Origin of the sequence: Trichocoleus sp. DQ-A2 (assembly GCF_039961915.1) — a bacterium.
In the GTDB taxonomy this organism is placed as follows: Bacteria; Cyanobacteriota; Cyanobacteriia; order Cyanobacteriales; family FACHB-T130; genus FACHB-T130.
On the sequence record NZ_JAMPKD010000003.1, the window covers coordinates 31946 to 56979 of the forward strand.

The window sequence follows — 25034 nt, forward strand, 5'->3', positions numbered from 1 at the left end:
ATCTTGAGGAAGTTGTTTTGTTGTCAAATAAGCAACGAGGCGGTGAGTATTCAGGTCGTCCTCTTGAGCTAAGACAACGGTTTGCTCAATGGCTGGATGTTTAGCCAATACAGCCTCAATTTCCCCTAATTCGATGCGGAAGCCGCGAATTTTCACTTGATGGTCAATTCGACCTAAAAACTCTAGGTTGCCGTCAGGAAGATAACGAACTAAATCTCCTGTTTTATAGAGGCGGAACCTCTCCCCCAACCCCTCCCCTAGTAGGAGAGGGGCGTCAGGCTCCCCCTTCCCTCGTAGGGAAGGGGGCAGGGGGGTTAGGTTTTGATTAAACGGGTTGACAATAAACTTTTCGGCTGTCAGTTCTGGACGATTGAGATAACCTCGCGCCAGTCCTGCACCGCCAAGATAGAGTTCGCCAGCAACGCCGATGGGGACAGGTTGTAGAGAGTTATCTAATACATAGGTTTGTGTATTGGCAATCGGGCGACCAATCGGCGGATTTGACTGGCTACCGCGTTCGATTAAGGCGTATGTTGAATAGGTAGTATCTTCCGAAGGCCCGTAGAGATTAAATACCTGCTGGATGTGGTTTAGCTGATAGAGTTGCTGCACCAGATTATTTGGCAGGGGTTCGCCAGCAAGATTCACGGTGCGGACTGTTGCGGGGATAGCGTTATCTCGGAGTAAGGACGCGATCGCACTGGGCACAGTATTGATTAACGTCACCCGATCCGCCACTGGTAAAGTCGGCAAATACAAGGCGTTTTCAGCCAGAATGACCGTACCACCGCAGCTTAAGGGCACAAACAATTCAAAAATTGACAAATCGAAGCAGATAGAAGTAGAAGCTAAAACGCCTGCCATATCCGCTGGTGTAAACACTGTTTTCGCCCAATCAATCAGCGCCACAGTGTTGTGATGCGCGATCGCAACCCCTTTCGGTTTGCCAGTAGAACCAGAAGTATAAATGATGTAGGCGAGGTTATCTGCGCTTACTTGAGTGGCAGGATTTTCCGGGTTTGACTGAGCAATCATGTCCCAGTCAGAGTCTAGAGAAACAACCTTCGCATTGTGTTTAGGAAGACTCTCAATCAGTTGCTGTTGCGTCAACAATACCGATGCTTGCGTATCCTCTAACATGAACGCTAAGCGTTCTTGGGGATACTTGGGATCTAGCGGTACATAAGCACCACCTGCTTTGAGAATCCCCAAAAGTCCAATCACCATTTCCAAAGAGCGTTCCATGCAAATGCCAACGAGAACTTCGGGTTTCACTCCAAGTTTTTGCAGGTGATGCGCTAATTGATTCGCTCGACTATTGAGTTCGGTATAAGTTAGCTGTTGATTATCAAAAATTACCGCAACCGCATCAGGTGTCTTTTGTACCTGTTGTTCAAATAACTGATGAATCGATTGTATAGATGCGATTAATCGTGTCTCTACATTATCCTGCGCCTGAATATTGTTCCAGTCCAACAACAACTGATACCGTTCTGCGGCGGTCAAAATTGGCAAGTCGCCAAGACGCTGATTAGGATTAGCTGCAATACTTTCCAACAATGTTTGGAAATGCCCCAGCATCCGAGTAATTGTGGCGGCATCAAAACGGCGATCGTCGTACAAAATTCTGAGCGACAACTGGGTTCCCGTTCCTGCCATGATCGTTAGGGGATAGTTTGTCTTCTCAAAAACCTGCAAATTGTATATCTTTAGGTTCTGATTTTCTTCCCATTGTTCCGGTTCAACGGGATAGTTTTCTAAGGTGACAATGCTCTCAAAGAAAGATACGTTGGCAGGAATTTCACTCCATCCCTGAATTTTGACGAGAGGGCTATACTCGTACTGACGCATTTCTGCTTGTTGAGCTTGAAAACGATTTAACCAAGGCAAAAGTTCGGCTTCGGGATTGACATATACCCGCATTGGCAAGGTGTTGACAAACATCCCGACAATCGATTCCACCCCCACTAAATCGGTTGGACGCCCAGAAGAAATCGCCCCAAAAATTACATCCTGTTCGCCACTGTAGCGACTCAGCAGAATCGCCCAAGCTCCTTGCACTAAGGTGTTAATCGTTAAGCGATGCTGACGTGCTAAGGCTTCCAGAGCAGCGCTGACAGCCTGCGATAGCTTCATTTGCTGCTCGTTCTCGTTGTTTTCTAGACTCGCCTGATTGTGCATCCGGTCTAGTCCTAGAGGAGTCGGTGCGGTAAAGCCTTGCAGTGTCTTTCTCCAGAACGCTTCCGCTTTCGACAAATCTTGCTGCTGTAGCCAGGTAATGTATTCCCGGAACGGACGGGGGCGTTCCAGGTGTAATTCTTGACCTTGGCAGAAGGCTTGATAAAAGGCGTAAACTTCCTGAAAGACCAGGGGACCCGACCAACCATCTAAAAGGATGTGGTGATGGCTCCAAACCACTTGATAGGTATCATTTGCTAACCGAATCAAGGCGAGACGCATCAAGGGGGCTTGGGAAAGGTCGAAATCGCGATCGCGATCTGCCTGCAAAAACATTTCTAACCGTTCTGCTTGCAACTCCTGCGAATGCCGCCAATCTTGTTCCTCCCAAATTAGTTCAGCTTGGCGGTATACCACTTGATAAGGCTTTTCCAAATCTTCCCAAAAGAAGGCAGTCCGCAAAATCGGATGTCTGTCGATTACCTGTTGCCAAGCTTGCTTGAACGCGAGGGCATTAAAATCTCCTTGCACCGTCCAGCTATACTGCTCGAAATACATTGCCGATTTTGGGGCGTACAGCGTATGAAACAGCAACCCCTGCTGCATCGGTGAAAGTTCGTAAATGTCTTCTAGATTTTCAACTTTCATGGCGGCTGCCTTTGGTAGATTGACTAATTTGGGCAAGCAACTTATCGAAGTCGCTGGTACTAGCTTTGGCGGCGATAAAGTCTGAGGGAGTGTAGCCACCTGCTTCTGGAGATTGACAGTGGGTAATAAGCGATCGCAACGCTTCTATATATCCCTCAGCTAGTCGCTGCACCGTTTCCCGGCGATGTACCGATTCGCTAAAACTCCATTCCAGGCGCAGTTGACCGACTGCAACTAATCCATTAATTTCTAATAGATAGGCTCGGCTTCCTCTTGGGCTGTAAAGGTTTCCAGTAGATTCAGAGGCGATTTTAAATAGCGAGGATGACGGTAAAGTTTGGTCGAATTGACCAAGATAGTTGAAAGTTACCTCCGCTTGAGGCAATGCTTTTAGTGCCAAGGCGACTTCTTCACTGCTGAGGTAGCGCAATGCACCATAGCCAAAGCCACGACTGGGAATCCGGCGGAGTTGTTCTTTAACTGCTTTTAAAGCTTCTCCGGGTTTGCTATTTTTACCCACATTCAGCAGCACGGGAAAGACTGAAGTAAACCAGCCTACAGTGCGGGATAAATCAATTGATTCTGAGAACGTCTCTCGTCCGTGTCCTTCCAGATCCACTAGAACCGAATCCATCCCTATCCATTGCGAAAAAGCTTGTCCCAAAGCGGTTAGTAACACATCATTTATTTGGGTGTTATAAACTTTGGGAACCTCTTGTAATAGAGCTTGAGTTTCTGCTTGGCTCAAGCTAACGGATACAGTTTGAGCCGTAGCCATTGTATTGATTCCGTTAGCATCTATTCCGTTAGCATCTATGGGTAAGCAAGAAATCGGTTTTTGCAATTCCGTCAGCCAATAATTTAGTTCTTGCTGTAATGCGGCTGAATTTGCATAGTCTTGTAGTTGTTCAGACCACTGTTTAAACGAAGTTGTTTTAGCTGGAAGTTGAATAAATTCGCCTTGACTGATTTGTTCGTAACTTGTCTGTAAATCTTCTAGTAAAACTCTCCAGGAAACACCATCAACCACTAAGTGATGGATGACAATCAGCAAACGGTTCGGCTGATTGTCGCCAAGCTCAAATAAAGCAACTCGAATCAGCGACCCTTCAGATAAATTTAAGCTAGCTTGAAGTTCATTAGCCGTGTCTTCAATCGCTTGCTTTTGCTGATTTTCTGGCAGGTTAGAAAAATCAAGTTTGATGAGTGGTATTACTTCATCAACATCAGCGTAAAACTGTTGCCAACCGGATGCATCCTTGACAAAATGTAATCGAAGGGAATCGTGATGCTTCAGTAATGCCTGTACCACCTTTTTTAACTGATTGACATCCAGGCGTTGCCGGGTTTCCAGCAAAACTGCCTGATTCCAGTGGTGAACATCGAGTAAATTTTGTTCAAAGAACCATTGCTGAATTGGTGTCAGAAGTACCGATCCAGTGACGATACCTTGTTCAGCTTCAATTATCGTTTGGGTGGTACCCGCTACCGCCGCTAACTCTGCAATTGTTTGATATTGAAAAATTTGTTTTGGACTTAGCTGAAGTCCTGCATCGCGGGCTTTAGAGATTATCTGAAGACTCAAGATAGAATCTCCACCTAACTCAAAGAAGTTATCGTGAATGCCAATTTTATCAACTCCCAGAGCCTGCGACCAAACTCTCGCTAGAACTTCTTCCCTTGTGGTTTGAGGTGCGGTGTAAGCTGCTTCAGTTTGGGAACGAGTGGGATCTGGAACTGGAAGCGATCGCCTATCTAATTTACCATTAGGTGTTAGCGGTAAAGCCTCCAACACCACAAAAGCCGATGGCACCATATAATGCGGTAGCTTTTCCTTCAAAAAACTACGCAATTCTTTAATTAATTCTGAATCTTGTAGGGACGCACAGCCGTGCGTTTGCCCTAATTTAACATCATTAAGATTGCTCACTATATAAGCAATCAAGCGCTGGTTTCCTGGTTCATTCTCGCAAGCTAAAACCACAGCCTCACGCACCGCAGGATGTTGACTTAACACCCCCTCAATTTCTCCTAGCTCAATCCGGTAGCCGCGAATTTTTACTTGATAGTCAATTCTGCCAATAAACTCAATATTGCCATCAGGTAGAAACCGCGCTAAATCTCCAGTTTTATAGAGACGGGACTCTGGCTCATTACAAATTTTTTGTCCCCTTACTCTGCTTGCGGAGAGAGGGCTATGGGATGAGGTTCTTACTCTAAAAGGATTAGAAATAAACTTCTCTTGTGTCAACTCAGGACGGTTGAGATAACCCCGCGCCAAGCCAGCACCGCCAACGTACAATTCGCCAGGAATGCCGACAGGTAGTGGCTGTAAATGGGAGTCTAAGATGTAAAGCTGAGTGTTGGTAAAGGGACGCCCAATTGGTACTAACTGCTCACTAGATAAATTAGGCGTTTCTTCAAAATAAGAACTATCAATCGTGGCTTCTGTTAAGCCAAAAGAGTTAATCAGTCGCGTCTGACTTCCACAAAATTTGCGATTTATTTCATACTCTCGTACATACCAACTATCAGAGCCGCAAATTAGCAGCCGCATAAAATCGAGACGTTTTTTGTTATCCTCTACATATTGAACTAAACCCCTTAAAACAGCCGGAACAAATTCCGCACAATTCACTTTTTCCTGGATCATCAACTCATAAAGCTTTGGCGGCTCTAGTAAGAATTCGCGGGGACACAGAACCAACTTCCCACCAGAACATAAGGCGCGAATGAAGTCTCCTGTAAATACATCAAAGGAGAAATTCGCCATCTGAAGATGACAACTAGATGCAGCGCGAAGTTGATAAGTTTCTTCCCAAGCTAGATAGATACTAACCAGGCTGCTATGCTGAATCATTACTCCTTTAGCTGTACCAGTAGAACCAGAGGTATAGATGATATATGCTAGGTTCTCGGCAGTTATTTTGGTAAGTGGATTCTTGGTACTATTTTGTGAAATTACCTCCCAATCTGCATCCAGGCACACAACTTTTGCTTTGTGTTGAGGTAGACTCTTTAACAGCAGATGTTGAGTTAGCAACACAGGCACTTGGGTGTCTGATAACATGAAAGCTAAACGCTTTGGAGGATAGGCAGGGTCTAGCGGTACATAAGCACCACCCGCTTTGAGAATGCCTAAAATTCCGACAATCATTTCTAGGGAGCGTTCTACACAGATGCCTACTAAAACTTCTGGTTTTACCCCTAGTTTTTGCAAGTGATGCGCTAGTTGATTCGCCTTGGCATTGAGTTCTGCGTAGGTTAGTTGTTGGTTCTCAAATACAACGGCAACAGCATCTGGTGTCTTCTCTACCTGTGCTTCAAATAACTGATGAATACAGTGATTTTGAGGGTAATTTACTTGGGTGTCATTCCAGTCAACTAGCAACTGATGCTGTTCAGCTTCTGTCAGTAATGGCAAATGTGATAGGGGGCGATCGCAATCAGCGACAATGCCTTCCAGCAAGGTTTGAAAATGCCCCACCATGCGAGTAATCGTGGTCGCGTCAAACAGGTCAGTATTGTACTCAAACGAGCCAATCAATTCTTCTCCCCGTTCGACCATATCCAGGCTCAAATCGAACTGTGCCGTCCCGCTATCCACTTCCAAGGGACTCAAAGTTAGTCCCGACGCCAGTTGCATCGCTGGCATGGGAGCGTTGTTCAAGGCAAACCACACCTGAAATAGAGGATTTTGGCTCAAATCCCGTTCTGGTTGGAGTTCTTCTACTAGCTTTTCAAAGGGCAAATCCTGGTGAGCATAAGCACCTAACGTTACTTCCCGAACTCGATTTAGTAACTCTTTGATAGTGGGATTGCCACTTAAATCTGTTCGCAGCACCAAGGTATTGACAAATAACCCGATGAGTCCCTCAACTTCTGCTCGGTTGCGATTTGCGATCGCGCTCCCCACAATCAGGTCATCTTGGTTTGTGTAACGGTGTGCTAGCGTCTTGAATGCCGCCAGCATTGTCATAAACAAAGTCACACCCGTTTGCTGACTTAGAGATTTAAGCGCTGCTGTTAAAGACTTGGAGAGGGTGAAGAATTGTTTTCTACCCGTGTAAGACTGAATAGCAGGTCGAGGGCGATCGCTTGGCAGTTGCAGCACTGGCAAAGAACCACTCAATTGTTGTTTCCAGTAATTGAGCTGAGTTTCCAAAACTTTCCCCTGAAGCCAGTCACGCTGCCAAACAGCAAAGTCTGCATACTGAATTGGAAGTTCCGGAAGCGGTGAGGGGTTGCGATTAGAAAAGGCTTCGTAAAGTGCTGCCATTTCTCGCAGAAATACCCCCAAAGACCAACCATCAGAGATGATATGGTGCATGGTCAGTAGCAACACATGATCTGCTTCATCTAGTCGTAACAGCGTGACTCGCCACAGAAGAACTTTAGTTAAATCAAAAGGTTGTTGGATTTCCTCATTTGCTCTTGCATAAATCTCAGCTTCTCGCTCACTTGCAGGTAGCGCTGTTAAATCTACAATCGGCAAGTTTAGAGTCAAGCTGGCTCGGATAACTTGCACTGGCTGACCATCTTCAACCGCAAACGTCGTCCGCAAAGCTTCATGGCGTTGCACCATTTCATTGAGACTTTGCTCCAAAGCGACAACATTCAGCTTCCCTGTAAGGCGGACAGCGGCAGGAATGTTGTAGAAAGGACTGCCTGGTTCAAATTGATCCAGAAACCACAATCTTGCTTGTGCAAAAGAAGTTGGAAGAACGAAAATATCGTCTTCTTGAATGTCTGTTGTAGCGTCCCAGGAAGAATGCAATGTCATTGTTTACTCTCCCTTTTTTGATTGATTATGGGAACCGCGATGAGCCGTTCTGGAAATTGGCTGAATCGCCGCTTTCTGAGCATCAGCGTTACTCTCTTTAGTTTGGGAAATGCTTTCAGCAAGTCCAGCAATTGTTGGCAACTCAAATAAATTTCGCAAAGGAATTTCTACTTGAAATGTGCGACGCACCTTAGAAATCAGTTGAGTTGCTACCAACGAGTTACCACCCAACTCAAAGAAGTTGTCGTAAATGCCTACCCGTTCAAGGTCGAGGACTTCAGTCCAAAGTTGCGCTAGCTTTTCTTCAACCGGATTCCGGGGAGCGATATAAACAACTGCCGATGAAGATAGATTTTCCGGTACAGGTAATGCTCCACGCTCGATTTTGCCATTTGCAGTTAAAGGTAAAGCCTCTAAAAACATGAAGGCAGATGGCACCATATAACTCGGCAGTTTCTGCTTCAAGAAGTCGCGTAGATCGTGAATGCCGGTTGCTTGTTCTTTCGGCACAATGTAAGCGACTAAACGCTTGTCACCTGGGTTATCCTCTCGCAGCAAAACTACTGTTTCTCGAATAGCTGGGTGCTGCATTAGCGCTGCTTCAATTTCTCCCAGTTCGATGCGGAAACCCCGCAGTTTTACCTGATTATCAATCCTGCCGAGAAACTCAATGTTGCCATCAGGTAGATAACGCGCCAAATCTCCAGTTTTGTATAAGCGACTCTCTCCCCTCCCCTCCCCTACGAGGGGAGGGAAGCAATTCTCCCCCTTCCCTCGTAGGGAAGGGGGCTGGGGGGTTAGGTTTTTAAACGGATTAGAAATAAACTTCTGGGCTGTTAAATCAGGACGATTGAGATAGCCTCGCGCTAAGCCAACGCCGCCGATGTGAAGTTCCCCAGCCACACCTACTGGAACGGGTTGCAGGTGGCGATCGAGGATATAGAGTTGAGTATTCGCGATCGCGCGACCAATCGGAACGATAGGGAGTTCGCTTTCCCGTTGACAAGCCCAATACGTGACATCAATGGCTGCTTCCGTTGGGCCATAAAGATTGTGTAATTGGGCGTCCAACCGCGCAAAGAAGCGTTGCTGAAGTTCGTAGGATAAAGCCTCGCCACTGCAAATCACTCGTTTGAGACATTGACATTTTTGTACTTCCAATTCTTCTAGGAAAACCTGAAGCATTGGCGGCACAAAATGAATGGTAGTGATTTGCTCTTGGGCAATCAGCTCCACTAAATAAGCGCTATCTTGATGTCCTCCTGGTCGAGCCACAACTAGACGAGATCCAGTTAGCAAAGGCAAGAAAAATTCCCAAACAGAAACATCAAAGCTGAAGGGAGTTTTCTGTAAAACTCGGTCTGTTTCTGTTAGTTGATAAGTGTCCTGCATCCACAGTAAGCGATTGCAGATACCCAGATGGGTATTCATCGCCCCTTTGGGAGTTCCTGTGGAGCCAGAGGTGTAAATAACGTAAGCTAAATTTTCCGCAGTCACCCTGGTAGAAGGATTTTCTACGCTCTCTTTGGCAATGCTTTCCCAATCTGCATCGAGGCATAAAACTTGAGCATTGTGTTTGGGAAGATTTTCGACTAAATGCTGTTGAGTTAGCAGCACGGGAACCCCAGCATCTTCAAGCATGAAAGCTAGGCGCTCTTGGGGATAGGATGGATCGAGTGGAACATAAGCTCCACCGGCTTTCAGAATGCCAAGTAATCCCACCACCATTTCTAGGGAGCGTTCCATACAAATACCAACCAAAACTTCTGGTTTTACGCCTAGCTTTTGCAAGCGATGCGCTACTTGGTTGGCTTGTTGATTTAATTTTTGATAAGTTAATTGTTTGCTTTCAAAAACAACAGCAATATTATCTGGTATTTTTTCTACCTGAGCTTCAATCAGCTGATGAAGACACGCATCTTTCGGGTAATCAACCTGAGTCTCGTTCCACTCTACGAGTAACTGATGTTGTTCTGGTTCAGAAAGCAGAGTCGATAACTCATAACGTGCCGAAGGTTGGCTTGCCATGACTTCAAGAGTCTTAGCGTAATATCCCCTAATCGCCTCTCTTTCTTCTTGAGAAAATGAGGCTTGATATTCCAGCTTTACTTGAACGCGATCGCTTACTGGATTCAAAACAAAATTAGCAATTAAAGCAAAGTTTGTCTCTTCAAAGAAGGCCGCGTCTAATATCTCAATATTTTCCAACCCTAAAACACTTTCATAAACGTGAAAATGCGTAAAGTTAAAAGCTGTTTCAAAAAGCGATTCTCTACTTAGCTCTTTCTGCAACTCTGGCAGGGGATAGCGCCGAAAAGGTAGCAATTCCCGCTCAGAGGTAAAAGTTTCTTTTACCAAATCTATCCAGGTTCCTCCTGGCAATTCTTGGCAAAATGGTAGCGTGTTCAGGAAAAGTCCTAGAACCTTTTCACCATCTTTTTTTGCTAGTCTGCCATTGGAGACTAAGCCAGTTAAAACTGCTGATTGACCGCTCAACAAACTTAATACTCGCAGATGTGCTGCAAGCAGAACACTTTTTAGGGAAACGCCTGCTGATTCAGCGAGTTGCTTTAAACTTGCGGAAGTTTCAGAAGAAAGAAAAATTTCCTGCACGCAAGGTTTCTTTTGATGCGTTTCTTCAGCGATAGGAAACCAGCGAGGCAGTTTGGTAATGGTACTGTCTTTTAACTTTTCGCTCCAAAAGTTGCGACATTCCTCGGAAGCGATCGCTTCCCGTTCTAAAGATACAAAGTCTCGGAAATGACTAACGGGTGATGGCAAAACTTCCAGCGTTTCTTCCCCTTCCAGCAACGCAGAATACTGTTGAAACAACTCGGAGAATAAAGAAGCTACACTCCAGCCGTCGAGAATAGCATGGTGGAAGCTGAGGGTAAGTTGAAATGTTGCGTCAGTACGGCGATGTACCTGAAATTTCAGCAGAGGAGGACGAGTCCAATCAAAATTTCGGCTTTTTTCAATTTCAAACCAATTCGTGAGTGCGTCTGCTTGTTCAGAATGACGCCAATCCTCTACTTGCAGAGGAACTTCAACTGCCTGATAAATGAGTTGTAGGGGTTCTTTGAAAGTAGTTAAGTCGAAGCAGGTGCGTAACACTGCATGACGACTGATTAGAGATTTGATAGCTGTTTGCAGTGGTTCAAGGTCAAAAGTTGCTTGCACTTGGAAGCTTACAATGTCGTGATAAACTGCTGTTTCTGGACTGTATTCGCTATGAAACAGCATCCCTGCTTGCAACTTGGTGAGGGGATAAGCGTCCTCGATTCCATTGGGTAATTTTTGACGATCTGCTTCGGAAATAAGGCTAAAAGGTGCAACAGAAGCAGTCTTGTCAATTTCATTCGCTTCTAGATGTGGAGCGAGTTCGGAAATTGTCTGATATTGGAAGAGTTGTTGGAGAGAGAAGTTTAAGCCTCGGTTTTGGACAAGCGATCGCACTTGGATACTCCGAATCGAATCTCCACCCAAAGCAAAGAAGTTGTCGTAGATGCCAACTTGCTCCAGGTTGAGAACTTCGCGCCAAATTTCTGCCAAAACCTGCTCTGCGGGCGTTCTAGGTGCCACAAACGCATCGTCTAAGTTGGGTCTAGCTACCCCCGGAGATGGCAATCCTTGACGATCTACCTTGCCGTTAGGAGTTAGCGGTAAAGACTCCAAAGTCACAAACGCAGATGGGATCGAATATTCTGGCAGTTTCTGTTGTAAGTAAGAGCGCAATTCGCTAACTGTGGGGACTGCTGCTGACTTAGGAACAACATAAGCCACCAATTTAGATCCCGCTTCATCTTCCCGAATTAGCACCACCATGTCTCGAATTTGTGGGTGCTGTGCTAACACCGATTCAATTTCTTCTAGTTCAATCCGAAAGCCTCTGAGCTTGATTTGGCGATCGCATCTTCCCAGATACTCAATCGTGCCATCAGCTCGGTAACGCGCCAAATCCCCCGTTTTATATAGGCGAGACCTCTCCCCTAACCCCTCCCCTACCAGGGGAGGGGAGCAATTCTTTCCCTTCCCTAGCAGGGAAGGGGGTTGGGGGGTTAGGTCTTTAAACGGATTGGGAATAAACTTCTCTGCTGTCAATTCAGGACGATTTAGATACCCTCGCGCCACTCCTGCACCGCCGATATGTAGCTCACCAATTACGCCAATCGGGACAGGTTGCAGATGCCGATCCAAAATATAAAGTTGCGTATTCGCAATCGAACGACCAATCGGAATCGATCCAGATTGATGCTTGCCTAAAGGAACTTGATAAATGCAGCATCCCACAACCGTTTCTGTAGGGCCATATTCATTTACCAACACAGTATCTGGAGCAAATTTTCGCCAAAATTCAAGGCTTTGAGCTAAAAGATTTTCGCCGCCAATAATAAAGGATTTGGTTCGACCCGCCACTTCTGCTGGGGCTAACTGATGACGCAGCAAATCCAACTGAGCCGGGGTGATTTTAACCAAACTAAAGTCACTACCCTGCCGTAGCGCCATACTCAAAGCTTCGATACCCTGCGCTTCAGACAGCAAGATTACCCGATTTCCCACTAATAAAGGTGAAAATAACCCGGTAATCGTCATATCGAAGCTCAGGGAAGAGTGAACTGGAGCGCCTTTTCCGGCTTCGACGGCGTAAGCTTGCGAACACCAACTTAAGTAATTAACCAATCCTCGATGGGGAATTAATGTTCCTTTTGGCTTACCTGTGGAACCGGAAGTATAGATGACATAAGCGAGGTTATCAGCGTTAACTTCTTTGGCTGGACTGGCTACACTTTCTTGGGAAATGCAATCCCAGTCTGCATCTAAATAAATAACTTTAGCGGTGTGGTGAGGTAGCTTTTCGACCAAATGCTGTTGAGTTAACAACACCGGCATCTGAGCGTCTGACAGCATGAAAGATAGGCGCTCTTGGGGATAGGAGGGGTCTAACGGCACGTAAGCTCCCCCTGCCTTGAGAATGCCGATAAGTCCGACCATCATCTCCAAAGAGCGTTCTACACAGATGCCAACCAGAGATTCGGTTGTTATCCCCTGTTTTTGCAGGTAATGCGCTAGTTGGTTTGCACGTTCATTTAGCTGTTTGTAGGTGAGGTGTTGGTTCTCAAAGACGATAGCAACAGCATCCGGTGTTTTCTGTACCTGCTGTTCAAACAACTGATGAAAGCAGCTATCGGCGGGGTAATCAGTCTGAGTCTGATTCCACTCCACCAACAATTGATATCTTTCCGCCTCCGTCAATAACGGCAAGCCCGACAAACGGCAATCGGGATTCGCCACAATACCTTCCAGCAGCGTTTGAAAATGCCCCAACATCCGAGTAATCGTGGCTTCATCAAACAAGTCAGTGTTGTACTCTAATGACCCTGTCAACCCTTCCTCGGTATCCGTTATCTCTAGCGTCAAATCAAACTTGGCGGTGCCAGTTTCCACCTCCAAAAGGCTCAAACTCAGACCTGGTAACTGCAACGCTGTTTTAGGGGCAGTGTGGAGGGCAAACATCACCTGGAACAGGGGTGTATAACTGCGATCGCGACTTGGCTGTAGTTCCTCTACCAGCCTTTCAAAAGGCAGCTCCTGGTGAGCATAGGCTTGTAACGCCACTTCTCGCACCCTCGCCAGCAATTCTCGAAAACTCATGTTTTCAGACAGCAGCGTGCGTAAAACCAGCGTGTTGACAAAGAACCCAATTAGAGGCTCGATTTCCTTTTGAGTACGATTGGTCATGGGAGTGCCAATCGAGATATCTTGCTGCCCCGTATAGCGGTAAAGCAGCGTGTTAAAAGCCGCTAATAGAGTCATAAATAGTGTGCTTTCTGACTGCTGACTCAACGTTCTTAGAGATAAGGCAAGCGGTTGGGAAATGGTAAAAAATTGCCTAGCACCCCTAAAAGTATTAACAGTTGGTCGCGGTCTATTTGTAGGGAGTTCCAGAATTGGGGAAGCACCCGTTAATTGCTGCTTCCAGTAGTTAAGCTGAGTTTCTAGAACTTCTCCCACAAGCTGCTGTCGTTGCCATGCAGCAAAGTCGGCATACTGAATCGGAAGCTCAGGCAAAGGTGACGGCTTGCCTTGACAAAAAGCTTCATATAATTCTGCCAATTCTTGAATAATCACACCACGAGACCAACCATCAGAAACAATGTGGTGCATCGTGAACAGCATTAGGTGTTCTGTCTCACTCAGCTGCAACAGCTTCACTCGCAGCAGTGGTTCTTGTGATAGGTCAAAAGGTCGTTGCGCTTCCTCCTTTTTCACATCTTCTAATAACTGCTGCCGTTCGTTTTCAGGCAAATCCCGCAAATCAATTACGGGCAGATTTAACGCCAAATCTGAAAGCTTTTCCTGCACGGCTTGCCCCCCCACCGCTCTAAAACGGGTTTGCAGAACTTCGTGGCGTTGCCGAATTTGATTCAGGCTTTGTTCCAGCGCTTTTACATTCAAAAATCCTGTCAATCGTATAGCGATGGGGACGTTGTAAATAGGGCTATCTGGCTCTAGCTGATGAAGAACCCACAGCCGTTGCTGATGAAAAGATAAAGGCAACGACTTGGAATCTTTTCGTTGAGAAATTGCTTGGGTTTTAACAGGAGTCAAACCCTTTTGTTTAAGTCGTAGTTCTAGTAACGCCCGTTGTTCCGGAGATAAAGCAGCAATTCTTTGAGAAATATTATTCATAATTAATCACCTATAAAAGCTTAGTGCTTTAAAAAGAAGTGAGAGCATATAGCATTTTCATTTGATTCGTGAGATTTTTTAAACGAACCGCAGAGGACGCCGAGGGCGCAGAGGAAAGAGAAGAAGAGAGAAGATGAGTTCGCGAATCAAATAGGATTGCTATATAGCACCATAAACAATTTTTAAGATTTTCCATTTCTCTTCCTCTCTTCCTTGGCGCTTTTTGCGTCTTGGCGGTTCATTCACAAAGATAATGTTCGCAAATCAGATATAACCGATCTAATCTTTCTGCTTGCTAACGAAAGCTTGCTTGTGATTCTTTATCAACCAGCGCTTGTATTTCATCCAAGGAGAGATTTTCTACCTCCGCTAACATCTGCTCTATCTCGGCAATTTGTTCTGGATCAGGCTGTTTTTCGGCAATGACAGTAGCAAGTTCAGCGACTGTAGAAGCTTCAAAAAGGAGAGTACGCAACGGTAATTCCACTTGGAAAGTTTCACGCAGTCGGGAAATCGTTTGTACAGCGAGTAAAGAGTGTCCGCCTAACTCAAAGAAGTTGTCGTAAATTCCCACCTTTTCAATTCCTATCAGTTCTTGCCAGATATTAGCGATACCTTGCTCAATCTCATTACGAGGAGCAACATAGGCATTTGCTTGCAGGGGTCTGGGATGTCTAGTTGCCGATAATTGACTAGACTCATCTGATGTTTGAGCGTCATAACTTGATAAAGAAAAGTTAGAACCTTGCTCAATGACATCGGATAAATCTTGCGTTGAAATGACCACTTGAGAAAGTGAATTCTCCAAAATTCGGCTCAAGGCATCCACAGCTTCTGCGGGTAAAATCCCACTTTTTAAACTTTCTTCACGCCACTTTTTGAACTTTTCAGGAACGGCAGTATTGACCGCCATGCCGACTTCTTGCCACGCATCCCAGTTAATTGAGATTGTGCGAGCATTAAAATGATTGCGGTGAGCAAAGGCATCTAAAAAGGCATTAGCAGCACTATAGTCTACCTGTCCAAATCCGCCTTGGATTGAGCTAAGAGATGAGCAGAAAACCACGAAGTCTAAATTGACATCCTTGAGGACATTCTTTAGTACCAAAGTTCCCATCACTTTCGGAGCAAAAATACTTTCAACAATTTCTGGTGTTTTGAGTTGAATCATGCCACCACCCGCAACTCCGGCGGCGTGGATAACACCGTGAATCTCACCAAAACGTTCTAGGGATTGCGCGATCGCATTCTGCATTTGTTCATCATTCGCAACATCGGCAGCGACTACCAGAACATCAGCGCCTAATGCTTCCAATTCCTGCAATTTCTGAATCTTACGGCTGGTAGGATCGAGCGCATCATGGGTTGCTAGCCATTGCTGCCACTGCTCTTTTGCAGGCAGTGCAGAACGTCCGATTAGAATTAACTTGGCTTGTACTGTCTTGGCAAGGTATTCGGCGAAGACTAAGCCCATCCCTCCCATGCCACCTGTAATGAGATATACTCCCCCTTGTCGTAACCGGGTTTGGCTGGCTTTTTCTAGCGGGACTGGCTCAAATGTCTGAACCCAGCGATGATTGCCACGGTAGGCAATCATCGAGTCTTTTGAATCTGCCCCTAGTTCTGCTAACAGTTGTTCTACTAAGTTGTTCGTTCCTGATTCCGAGATTGCCACATCAACTTGACGACAATTGATGTGAGGATACTCTTGAGGAATGACTTTGCATGAACCGATGATGGTTGCTTTTTCAGGACACAATAGCTCGTCGCCAATAATGTCATGAAGATTGTTACTGGCAACTAGAAGTTGAATCGAATTGCTAACAGGTTCTTGTCCTAATGCTGGCGCTAAATAAATCAGACTATAGAAACCGAGATTTTGGCTAGTTTCCAAGGACTGCGGCGGTGATTGGGTGATACTCCAGAGATGCGCGATCGCATTCGGTGTTTTCCCTTGTTCCCGCACGGCTTGAATCAAGGCGTGATAGTCATCCTGGCAAGCCGGATTAATCGTGTAAGCGTTGCTATCCAGTTGCTTAAATTGCTCTCCAACCCAAACAGAAATCGCATCTTGTCCAGCTTGTTGCAATCGTTGGACAATTTGAGAACCGATCCCACACTCATCAACAAAAACTAGGTAACAAGCAGATGAAATCTCTCTCGTTTTAACTAAGGGAATTTGCTTCCAAGAAGGAACATAAAACCAGTCAGTAATCTTCGATTTCCCAAGCTTGCTTTCGTCTGTACTGTTTGCTCGGACTTGCGTTTGAGGTTCAATCCAGTAACGCTGACGTTCAAACGGGTAAGTCGGTAACGGCACGCGGTGACGCTGTTCGCCAGCATAAAAACCAGACCAATTCACCGCAACTCCTGCTAGCCAAAGCCGCCCTAAGATATTGAGTAAAAAGGCAATATCTGAGTTTTGCTCTTGGGGATGGCGTAATGAAGGCAATACCACTTGCCCAATTGCATCATGGGAATGCTGTTTGGCAAGGGTACATAAACTACGCCCCGCACCAACTTCTAAGAGGATGCGATTTGGCTGTTGCAGTAATGTCGAGATTCCCTCAGAAAAGCGTACTGTCTGCCGTAAATGCGTTGCCCAATAACCGGGATCTGTGGCTTCTTCTGCCGTAATCCAGGTTCCCGTAACGTTGGAGATAAAGGGAATTCGAGGAGGATTCAGTTTGACTTTTTTCACTTCCTCAATGAATGGCTCCAATATAGAATCCATCATCTGAGAATGAAAGGCATGAGAAGTATGCAACCGGCGACACTCGACCCCTTTAGCCGTAAGTTGCGCTTCAATTGCGTCTACAGCGTCAAGGGTTCCGGAAACGACGCACAAAGAAGGTGCGTTACTGGCGGCTAAAGATAACTTCTCATTCAGTAACCTGTTAACCTCCGCTTCTGGCAAGGAAACGGCAAGCATCGCCCCGGCTGGCATTTGCTGCATCAGTCGCCCACGAATCGCCACCAAAGCTAAAGCGTCTTCAACAGACATGACACCTGCAAGGCAAGCCGCTACATATTCGCCAATACTGTGACCCAGCATCGCTTGGGGAGAAATGCCCCAGGACATCCACAATTGAGCTAAGGCATACTCGATCGCAAATAATGCAGGTTGAGCAAAGCAAGTTTGTTTGAGTTTTTCTGCGGCTGCTTCCGGATTCGGCTGGTTGGGATAAAGTAGCGATCGCAAATCCATCCCGATATGAGGTTGAAGAAGGACAGCGCAATGGTCTACTTGCTCTCGAAATATCGGCTCACTCTGGTACAGTTCCCGCCCCATATCCACATACTGCGCTCCCTGTCCGGGAAACATGAAGGCGATGGAGGGTTCAGTAGGCTCTTGGAAGTGAGTTAAAACTTTTTGAGAATGAGGGGTTTCCAATTGGTTTACTAACTCCTCAACCGTCTGGCAAACCAAGATCCGGCGATGTTCAAAAGCCCGACGACCTACTTGCAGAGTGTAAGCAACATCTGCCAAATTGAGATCGGGATGCTGCTTGAGATGAGCCGCCAAATTTGCCGTAGCCGTCTCCAGTGCCGATTCCGTTTTCGCGGAAAGTACCAACAATTGCCAGGGACGAGAAGAACCCGATGCTTTTACCGTTGGCGCTTCTTCGAGAACCACATGGGCGTTGGTGCCACCAATCCCCAAAGAACTGACTCCGGCGCGGCGCGGGGTCGAAGCCTTCCATTCTGTCAGCTGGGTATTGACGTAAAAAGGACTATTGGCAAAATCAATCTCAGGATTTGGCTGTTTAAAATTTAAGCTGGGTGGAATCAACTTGTGTTTTAGTGCCAAAACCGTCTTAATGAGTCCCGTGACTCCCGCGGCTGCATCCAGATGACCGATATTGGTTTTGACAGAACCGATGGCGCAGAAATTCTTTTTCTCGGTATTGGCACCAAAAACATTAGAAAGTGCGGTAATTTCAATCGGATCGCCTAATCTGGTTCCAGTTCCGTGAGTTTCGATATAGGTGATGGTTTCCGGATCGACTCCAGCGAGGGCGAGTGCTTCTGCGATCGCGTCTGCTTGTCCGTTGACGCTGGGTGCTGTATACCCGACTTTCTCAGAACCATCGTTATTGATGGCGGAACCTTTGATTACCGCCTGAATGCGGTCGCCATCTGCGATCGCATCCTCTAATCTTTTTAAAACGACCACTCCCACACCATTCCCAATAATGGTTCCCTGTGCATCAGCATCAAAGGCGCGGCAATGACCATCAGGAGATAAAATTCCCCCTTCTTGATATAAATAACCTGTTTTTTGCGGTACCCGAATCGAAACTCCACCCGCCAATGCCATATCGCATTGGTAATTTAATAAACTTTGGCAAGCCAGAGTTGTCGCCACTAATGAAGTAGAACAAGCTGTTTGAACGGTCAGGCTTGGCCCTTTAAGATTTAATTTGTAAGAAACGCGAGTCGTGAGGAAATCTTTATCGTTGCTAATCAACTTTTGGAAACTGTCCGCCGACCCAATTTGGTCGCGATTTAAATTAAAAGATAAATAATTATTCAGGCTGGCACCTGCATAAACGCCAATGCGACTTTCACATCTTTGGGTGTCGTAACCAGCATTTTCCAGCGCTTCCCAAGCACATTCTAAAAATATCCGGTGTTGCGGGTCGGTCATTTCCGCTTCTTTGGGGTTAAATCCAAAGAAAGAAGCATCAAAAAATTCAACATCTTCTAATACGGCACCAGCTTTTACATGATTGGGATTATCGAGTAAACCTGGAGCGATTCCAGCATCTATTAATTCTTCATTGGTGAAGACCGAAATTGATTCGACTCCATCGCGTAAATTTTGCCAAAATTCTTCGACATTCTTCGCACCGGGAAAGCGCCCACTCATGCCGATAATGGCAATGCCTTCCAGAGAATCGTAATTTGTAGCGCTATCCATGAGTCTTTCTACCTTGCTTGCTCAATAATTCTTTTTGGCGATTGATAGCCTCTATTTGCTTTCGAGCGCGCTGGACACTATCGCGTCCAGCTTCGCGATCGCGCATCTCTTCAAAAGAAGGCTGTTGTTGGCTTAAATATTGCGCCAGCGAATAAATGGTTGGGTTTTGAAACAAAGTAACGACTGATATCTCTCGGTTAAAAACTGTCCGCAGTTTGTGATTCACCTGAAGCATCAGTAATGAATGTCCCCCGATATCAAAGAAATTATTGTGAATCCCGACTTTCTCTAAGTTCAGTATTGTTTGCCAAACAGTTGCAATTGTTTTTTCAATCTCTGATTGGGGAGGTTGATAAACTGCTAACTCTAAACGCTGATTTTCCGGAGCAGGTAAGGCGCGACGATTAACTTTTCCATTGGGTGTCAGCGGCAAAGTGTCTAGGAATACGAAAGCCGAAGGCACCATGTATTCAGGAAGGCTTTGTTTTAAGCGATCGCGCAATTCATTAATCGAAAGTTCAGCATCGTGATTCGGAACTACATAAGCGACTAAGTGGCGGTCGTTGGGCATATCTTCTCTGGCAAGCACCACCGTTTCTCGCACCTGGGGATGTTGTAACAATACCGCTTCAATTTCTTCCAATTCGATACGGAAACCCCGAATTTTTACTTGGTGGTCAATTCTCCCCAGAAACTCAATATTTCCATCGGGTAAATAACGAGCTAAATCTCCGGTTTTGTAAAGGCGGCTCTCCCCCAACCCCTCCCCTAGCAGGGGAGGGGAGCAATTCTCCCCCTGCCCTTTTAGGGAAGGGGGCTGGGGGGTTAGGTCTTTAAAAGGATTCTGAATAAACTTCTCTTGGGTTAACTCTGGTCGATTCAGATAACCTCTAGCCAAACCAAAACCGCCAATATGCAACTCTCCCGGAACGCCAATCGGAACAGGTTGTAAATGCGAATCTAAGAGATATATCTGTGTATTGGCAATCGGACGACCGATGGGAACAATTCGCCGTTGGCTGTTACGCTGACAGGCCCAAAAAGTAACATCAATTGCCGCTTCTGTCGGCCCGTAAAGGTTATGTAATTCTACTGCACCTAGACGGATAAAAAAGCGCTTTTGCAAATCAAACGATAGAGCTTCACCGCTACAAAATACCCGCTTAAGACTGTTACATTTTACTACACTTAACTCCTCTAAGAATACTTGCAGCATGGAGGGAACGAAGTGCAGTGTCGTGATTTTTTGCTGAGCAATCAGTTGGACTAAATAACCGCTATCTTGATGACCACCTGGTTTGGCTAAAACGAGGCTAGCACCCGTTAACAAAGGCAAGAAAAATTCCCAAACTGACACATCAAAGCCGAAGGGAGTCTTTTGCAAAAATCGGTCGGTTGTTGTTAATTGGTAAGTGTCTTGCATCCACAGCAAGCGATTGTTTAACCCCAGGTGGGTGTTCATCGCTCCCTTGGGCTTTCCTGTGGAACCGGAGGTGTAAATTACATAAGCCAAGTTCTCTGGTGTAGCAGATGAAAGAGGGTTTTCTGTACCCTTTTGGGTAATCGTTTCCCAGTCGGTATCTAAACAGATAATCGCTTGATGTCGCGGTAATTGATGAACCAAATGTTGTTGAGTTAAAAGCAGTGACACTTGGGCATCTGCCAACATGAACGCTAAGCGCTCTTTCGGATACGTAGGGTCTAAAGGTACATAAGCACCACCCGCTTTTAAGATGCCTAAAAGAGCGACTACCATTTCCAGCGATCGCTCCATGCAGATGCCAACCAAAATATCTGGCTGCACGCCCATCTGTTGCAGGTGGTGCGCTAACTGGTTCGCTCGGTTGTTTAACTCGCGATAAGTAAGAGACTCAATGAATCCCGTCTCTACATTGTCGAAGATTAATGCGATCGCATCCGGTGTTTTTTCTACCTGCTGCTCAAATAGTTGATGGATACACTTTTGGGGATAATCAACTTGAGTGTCATTCCATTCCACCAGCAAAGTATGACGCTCAGATGCACTGAACAGCGGCAAATCTGATAAACACTGCTCTGGATCGGCAACAATTCCTTCCAGTAAGGTTTGGAAATGCCCTAACATTCGGGTGATGGTGTCCGCGTTGAACAAATCGGTGTTGTATTCCAGCGTCCCGCTCAATCCCTGTTCCGTATCTATCATTGATAGGAATAAATCGAACTTTGCGGTTCCACTCTCAACTTCCGAAGTTTTTAAAGTTAACTCTGGTAACGAAACCGTCGAAAATGCGGGATTCTGGAGGACGAACATTACCTGAAATATCGGGTTATAGCTCAGATCCCGACTCGACTGTAATTCCACCAGCTTCTCGAAAGGCAAATCTTGGTGAACATAGGCATCAATTGCCATCTTTCGCACACGCACCAATAATTCTTTAAAGCTGGGATTTCCCGCCAAATCGGTACGCAACACCAAAGTATTGACAAAGCACCCAATTAAGGATTCCAGCTCAGCGCGATCGCGGTTGGCAATCGGCGAACCAACTAAAATGTCCTCCTGTCCTGAATAACGGTAAAGCAACGTCTGAAACGCCGCCAGCAAGGTCATAAATAAGGTGACACCCTCCTGCTGACCTAGCATTTTGATTGCCTCAGTCAATGCTTTGGGCAGCACTAACGTTTGCTGCGCCCCCCGAAAAGTCTGAATTGGCGATCGCGCCCGGTCAGTCGGCAACTCCAATACGGGAACTCCCCATAACTGCTGCTTCCAATAATTCAGATGAGTTTCTAGCCTCTCCTTGGAGAACCATCGTTGTTGCCAATCGACATAATCAACATATTGGATCGGAAGTTCAGCCAGTGGCGAAGGCTTTCCGGTCGAGAAAGCTTCGTAAAGTGCTGTCAATTCTCGGACGAAAACTTTAACCGACCAACCATCGGCAACAATGTGGTGTAGCGTGAGCAGCAACATCGACTCTTCTGCGGTTAGATGCAGCAGTTTTGCCCGGAATAACGGGGGTTGTGCCAAGTCGAAGGGCGTTTGAGCCTCTGCGATCGCAAATTGTTGCGCTTGCGCTTGTCTCTCAGCATCGGGCAATTGCCGCAGATCCACCTCTGGTAAATTTAAGGTGACGCAGCTTTCCCCAGAAGTCGCTTGCACGGGTTCGCCCTCCACTACGGCAAAGCTTGTCCGCAAGATTTCGTGTCGCCGGATAATTTCGTGAATACTGCGAACCAGCACTGGCACATCCAGCCGTCCCGTCAGGCGAACTGCGATGGGAATGTTGTAAGCCGGAGTTCCTGGTTGCAATTGATTGACAAACCACAATCTAGCTTGAGAAAAAGAAAGTGGATACTCGTCAGTAGTTTTCTCAACTCTGCACAAAGGTATCGATGCAGACGGAACCACTTGAGTCAGTTGGTCGAGTATCTGCGTTGCCAGTTGCGTAATGCTAACTCCCTCAAACAAATCCGCGATGGATACAGCTACCCCCAAATCAACCTCGATCCGATTCTTCAACTCGAAAACCATCAACGAGTCGAGGCCAAAACGGCTCAAAGGCTGCTCAACACTAATATTTCCTCTGTGATTCTTCCTCTGCGTCCTCTGCTTCCTCTGCGGTTCGTTCCCAAAATCTAATTCAAACGACGCAACACCCAGCACCCGCGCCACTTGCCTTTGCAGATAAGCCTCTAATCGCTGCTGACGTTCTTCCGACTCAACAGCCAGTAACTCTTCGCGAGTGAGATTATCTTCATTTTCGAGATGATAGGAATTCTCTAAAATACTGCTGCCAATAACATCCAATTCGCCTGCCAGAAACTCAGCACGAGTGGCGCGGCGTTGAATCTTCCCGCTGGAAGTCTTGGGAATACTGCCACCTTTAATCAGAACTACCGCATAAACTTGTATCTCATGTTCTTCTGCAACTGCCTGACGAATGGCGGCGGTGACTTCCTCAACATTCGGTTTCGAGCGAAATTCTACCTCTTGCACTACGACAAGCCGTTCTTCATTGCCGACTTCTACCGCAAAAGCTGCACCACTGCCTGAACGTAATCCTGGATGGCTGCATTCTGCCGTTCGTTCGATGTCTTGCGGATAAAGGTTGCGACCCCGGATGATAATTAAATCTTTGGCTCGACCTGTGATGAACAGTTCCCCGTTGTGCAAAAAGCCCAAGTCGCCTGTTCTTAAAAAAGGCTTTTCGTCCGTATCTGCGAGGTAGGCGCGGAAGGTTTGCACCGTCTCCTCTGGTCGATTCCAATAGCCGTGACCTACACTAGGGCCTGAAACCCAAATTTCACCAATTTCATCTGGCGCACATCGGGTTAAAGTTTCAGGATTAGCAATAACAATCTCCTGTTCTGGTAAGGTGTTCCCGCAACCGACGAGCGGCTGGGAATTGTCGTCATCATCAGCATCAATGACTTGGTTGCGTTCTAATGCCGTTTTTTGAACGGTTTTCGTTACCGCAACCGCTGCCTTGACACCACCAGAAACGATTAGGGTTGCCTCCGCCATCCCGTAACAGGGATAAAAAGCTGTTTTTAAAAAGCCGCAGGAAGCAAAGGCATCTGCAAACCGCTCTAAAGTATCTTGGCGAATCGGTTCTGCACCGTTAAAAGCGACACTCCATCTGCTTAAATCAAGGGTTTCTTTTTGCTCAGGTGTAATTTTCTGAACGCACAGTTCATAGGCAAAATTCGGGCCACCGCTGGTCGTTCCTTGGTAATCAGAAATCGCTTTCAGCCAGCGATACGGACTCAGCAGAAAAGACGCGGGTGACATTAAGTAGCAAGGGAACCCGCCATACAAGGGTTGCAGGACACCGCCGATAAGTCCCATGTCATGATATATCGGCAGCCAGGAGACAAATTTGCTACTGGGCGCATGTTCCATGAGTCGGTAAGTCATGGCGGCATTGTGCAGTAGATTGCCATGACTGAGCATGACTCCTTTCGGTGTCCCTGTAGAACCGGAGGTGTATTGCAGAAAAGCTAATGTGTCTTGATGAATGCTTGGCGGTTCCCAATTCTCTTCGATGCCGTTGGCTAAGTTGTCCGTAGTTAGCCACTGGATGTCATTTGGCTCAGTTTTTTGAGCCAGAAGCGATCGCACTTTCGCAAAAATCGCCGTTGTGGTGAGCGCGATTTTCGCCTGTGCATCTTGCAAAATTGCTTGAATTCTCGGCGTGTTGCGTTGGTTGCGAGGCGGATAAGCGGGAACGGCGATCGCGCCTGCATACAAACAACCGAAAAATGCCGCTAGATAATCCAAACCCGGTGGATAAAGCAATAAGGCACGTTCGCCACTTAAACCCATCGCTTGCAGCTGGGATGCGATCGCTCTACTGCGCCGATCCAACTCTCGATAAGTCAGGTTCTCGGCTGATATTTCCCCATCCTGCAAGAAGGTAAACGCCAGTTTTTCCGGTTCGTTTACGGCTCGATAGCGCAGAAGGTCTGCTAAAGTGGCAATTTTCTTAGGCGGGTTTTCTGGAAAATCTTGGCAAAAATCGACCATGTTACTTTTTCTGCTTTTTCAACCCTGAACTGTTGAATCCGACGACAGAGTTTGAACTAGAGAGTTTGAACTTTGTGGTCAAAGATTCGCGTTGCCGAACGGAAACCGCGCATCTCTAGCTCCAACCGAGTCGTCGATTAAAAGCTGAGCGCTTCATCTGTATTTGCTGTTAAATCGGCGTTTTTGGGAGTTTTAGGAACCCTCGGCAGAGCAAAAAACTTCACAAATCCTGGTGTTGGCGTTACGGTCAACGCTCCTCTTCAAGAGGTTTTTTAGCGGCAAATTTTCACTGCTATTGACATTCA

At 46.3% G+C, this 25034-nt stretch carries 4 protein-coding genes and 2 pseudogenes; all 6 read right to left on the reverse strand.

Features of this window, described 5'->3' with window-relative positions; genetic code table 11:
* Positions 1 to 84: 84 nt before the first annotated feature.
* Positions 85 to 1515: pseudogene (locus NC997_RS03145) on the reverse strand (amino acid adenylation domain-containing protein); the annotation flags it as partial.
* Positions 1489 to 2826, reverse strand: a pseudogene (locus tag NC997_RS03150) (condensation domain-containing protein); the annotation flags it as partial. The pseudogenes NC997_RS03150 and NC997_RS03145, both read right to left, overlap by 27 nt.
* Positions 2816 to 7609 carry a non-ribosomal peptide synthetase gene (locus NC997_RS03155; protein WP_190526671.1) on the reverse strand — a complete coding sequence of 1598 codons (4794 nt, stop codon included), beginning with the start codon at positions 7607 to 7609 and terminating at the stop codon, positions 2816 to 2818. The pseudogene NC997_RS03150 and the gene NC997_RS03155, both read right to left, overlap by 11 nt.
* Before the next feature lie 3 nt (positions 7610 to 7612).
* Positions 7613 to 14299, reverse strand: a complete 6687-nt coding sequence (locus tag NC997_RS03160) for a non-ribosomal peptide synthetase (RefSeq protein WP_190526673.1) — start codon at positions 14297 to 14299, stop codon at positions 7613 to 7615.
* A gap of 295 nt (positions 14300 to 14594) precedes the next feature.
* Entirely contained in the window at positions 14595 to 19223 is a 4629-nt protein-coding gene (locus NC997_RS03165; RefSeq protein WP_190526675.1) for a type I polyketide synthase, read from the reverse strand.
* Positions 19216 to 24729, reverse strand: coding sequence for a non-ribosomal peptide synthetase (locus tag NC997_RS03170; RefSeq protein WP_190526677.1), 5514 nt, complete (start codon positions 24727 to 24729; stop codon positions 19216 to 19218). The genes NC997_RS03165 and NC997_RS03170 overlap by 8 nt, the downstream gene beginning before the upstream one ends.
* Positions 24730 to 25034: the final 305 nt, after the last annotated feature.

Bases quoted from the DNA above. Each gene is read 5' to 3' on its own strand.
- NC997_RS03170 (WP_190526677.1), bottom strand. From the start codon at position 24,729: ATGGTCGATTTTTGCCAAGATTTTCCAGAAAACCCGCCTAAGAAAATT.
- NC997_RS03165 (WP_190526675.1), bottom strand. From the start codon at position 19,223: ATGGATAGCGCTACAAATTACGATTCTCTGGAAGGCATTGCCATTATC.
- NC997_RS03155 (WP_190526671.1), bottom strand. From the start codon at position 7,609: ATGACATTGCATTCTTCCTGGGACGCTACAACAGACATTCAAGAAGAC.
- NC997_RS03160 (WP_190526673.1), bottom strand. From the start codon at position 14,299: ATGAATAATATTTCTCAAAGAATTGCTGCTTTATCTCCGGAACAACGG.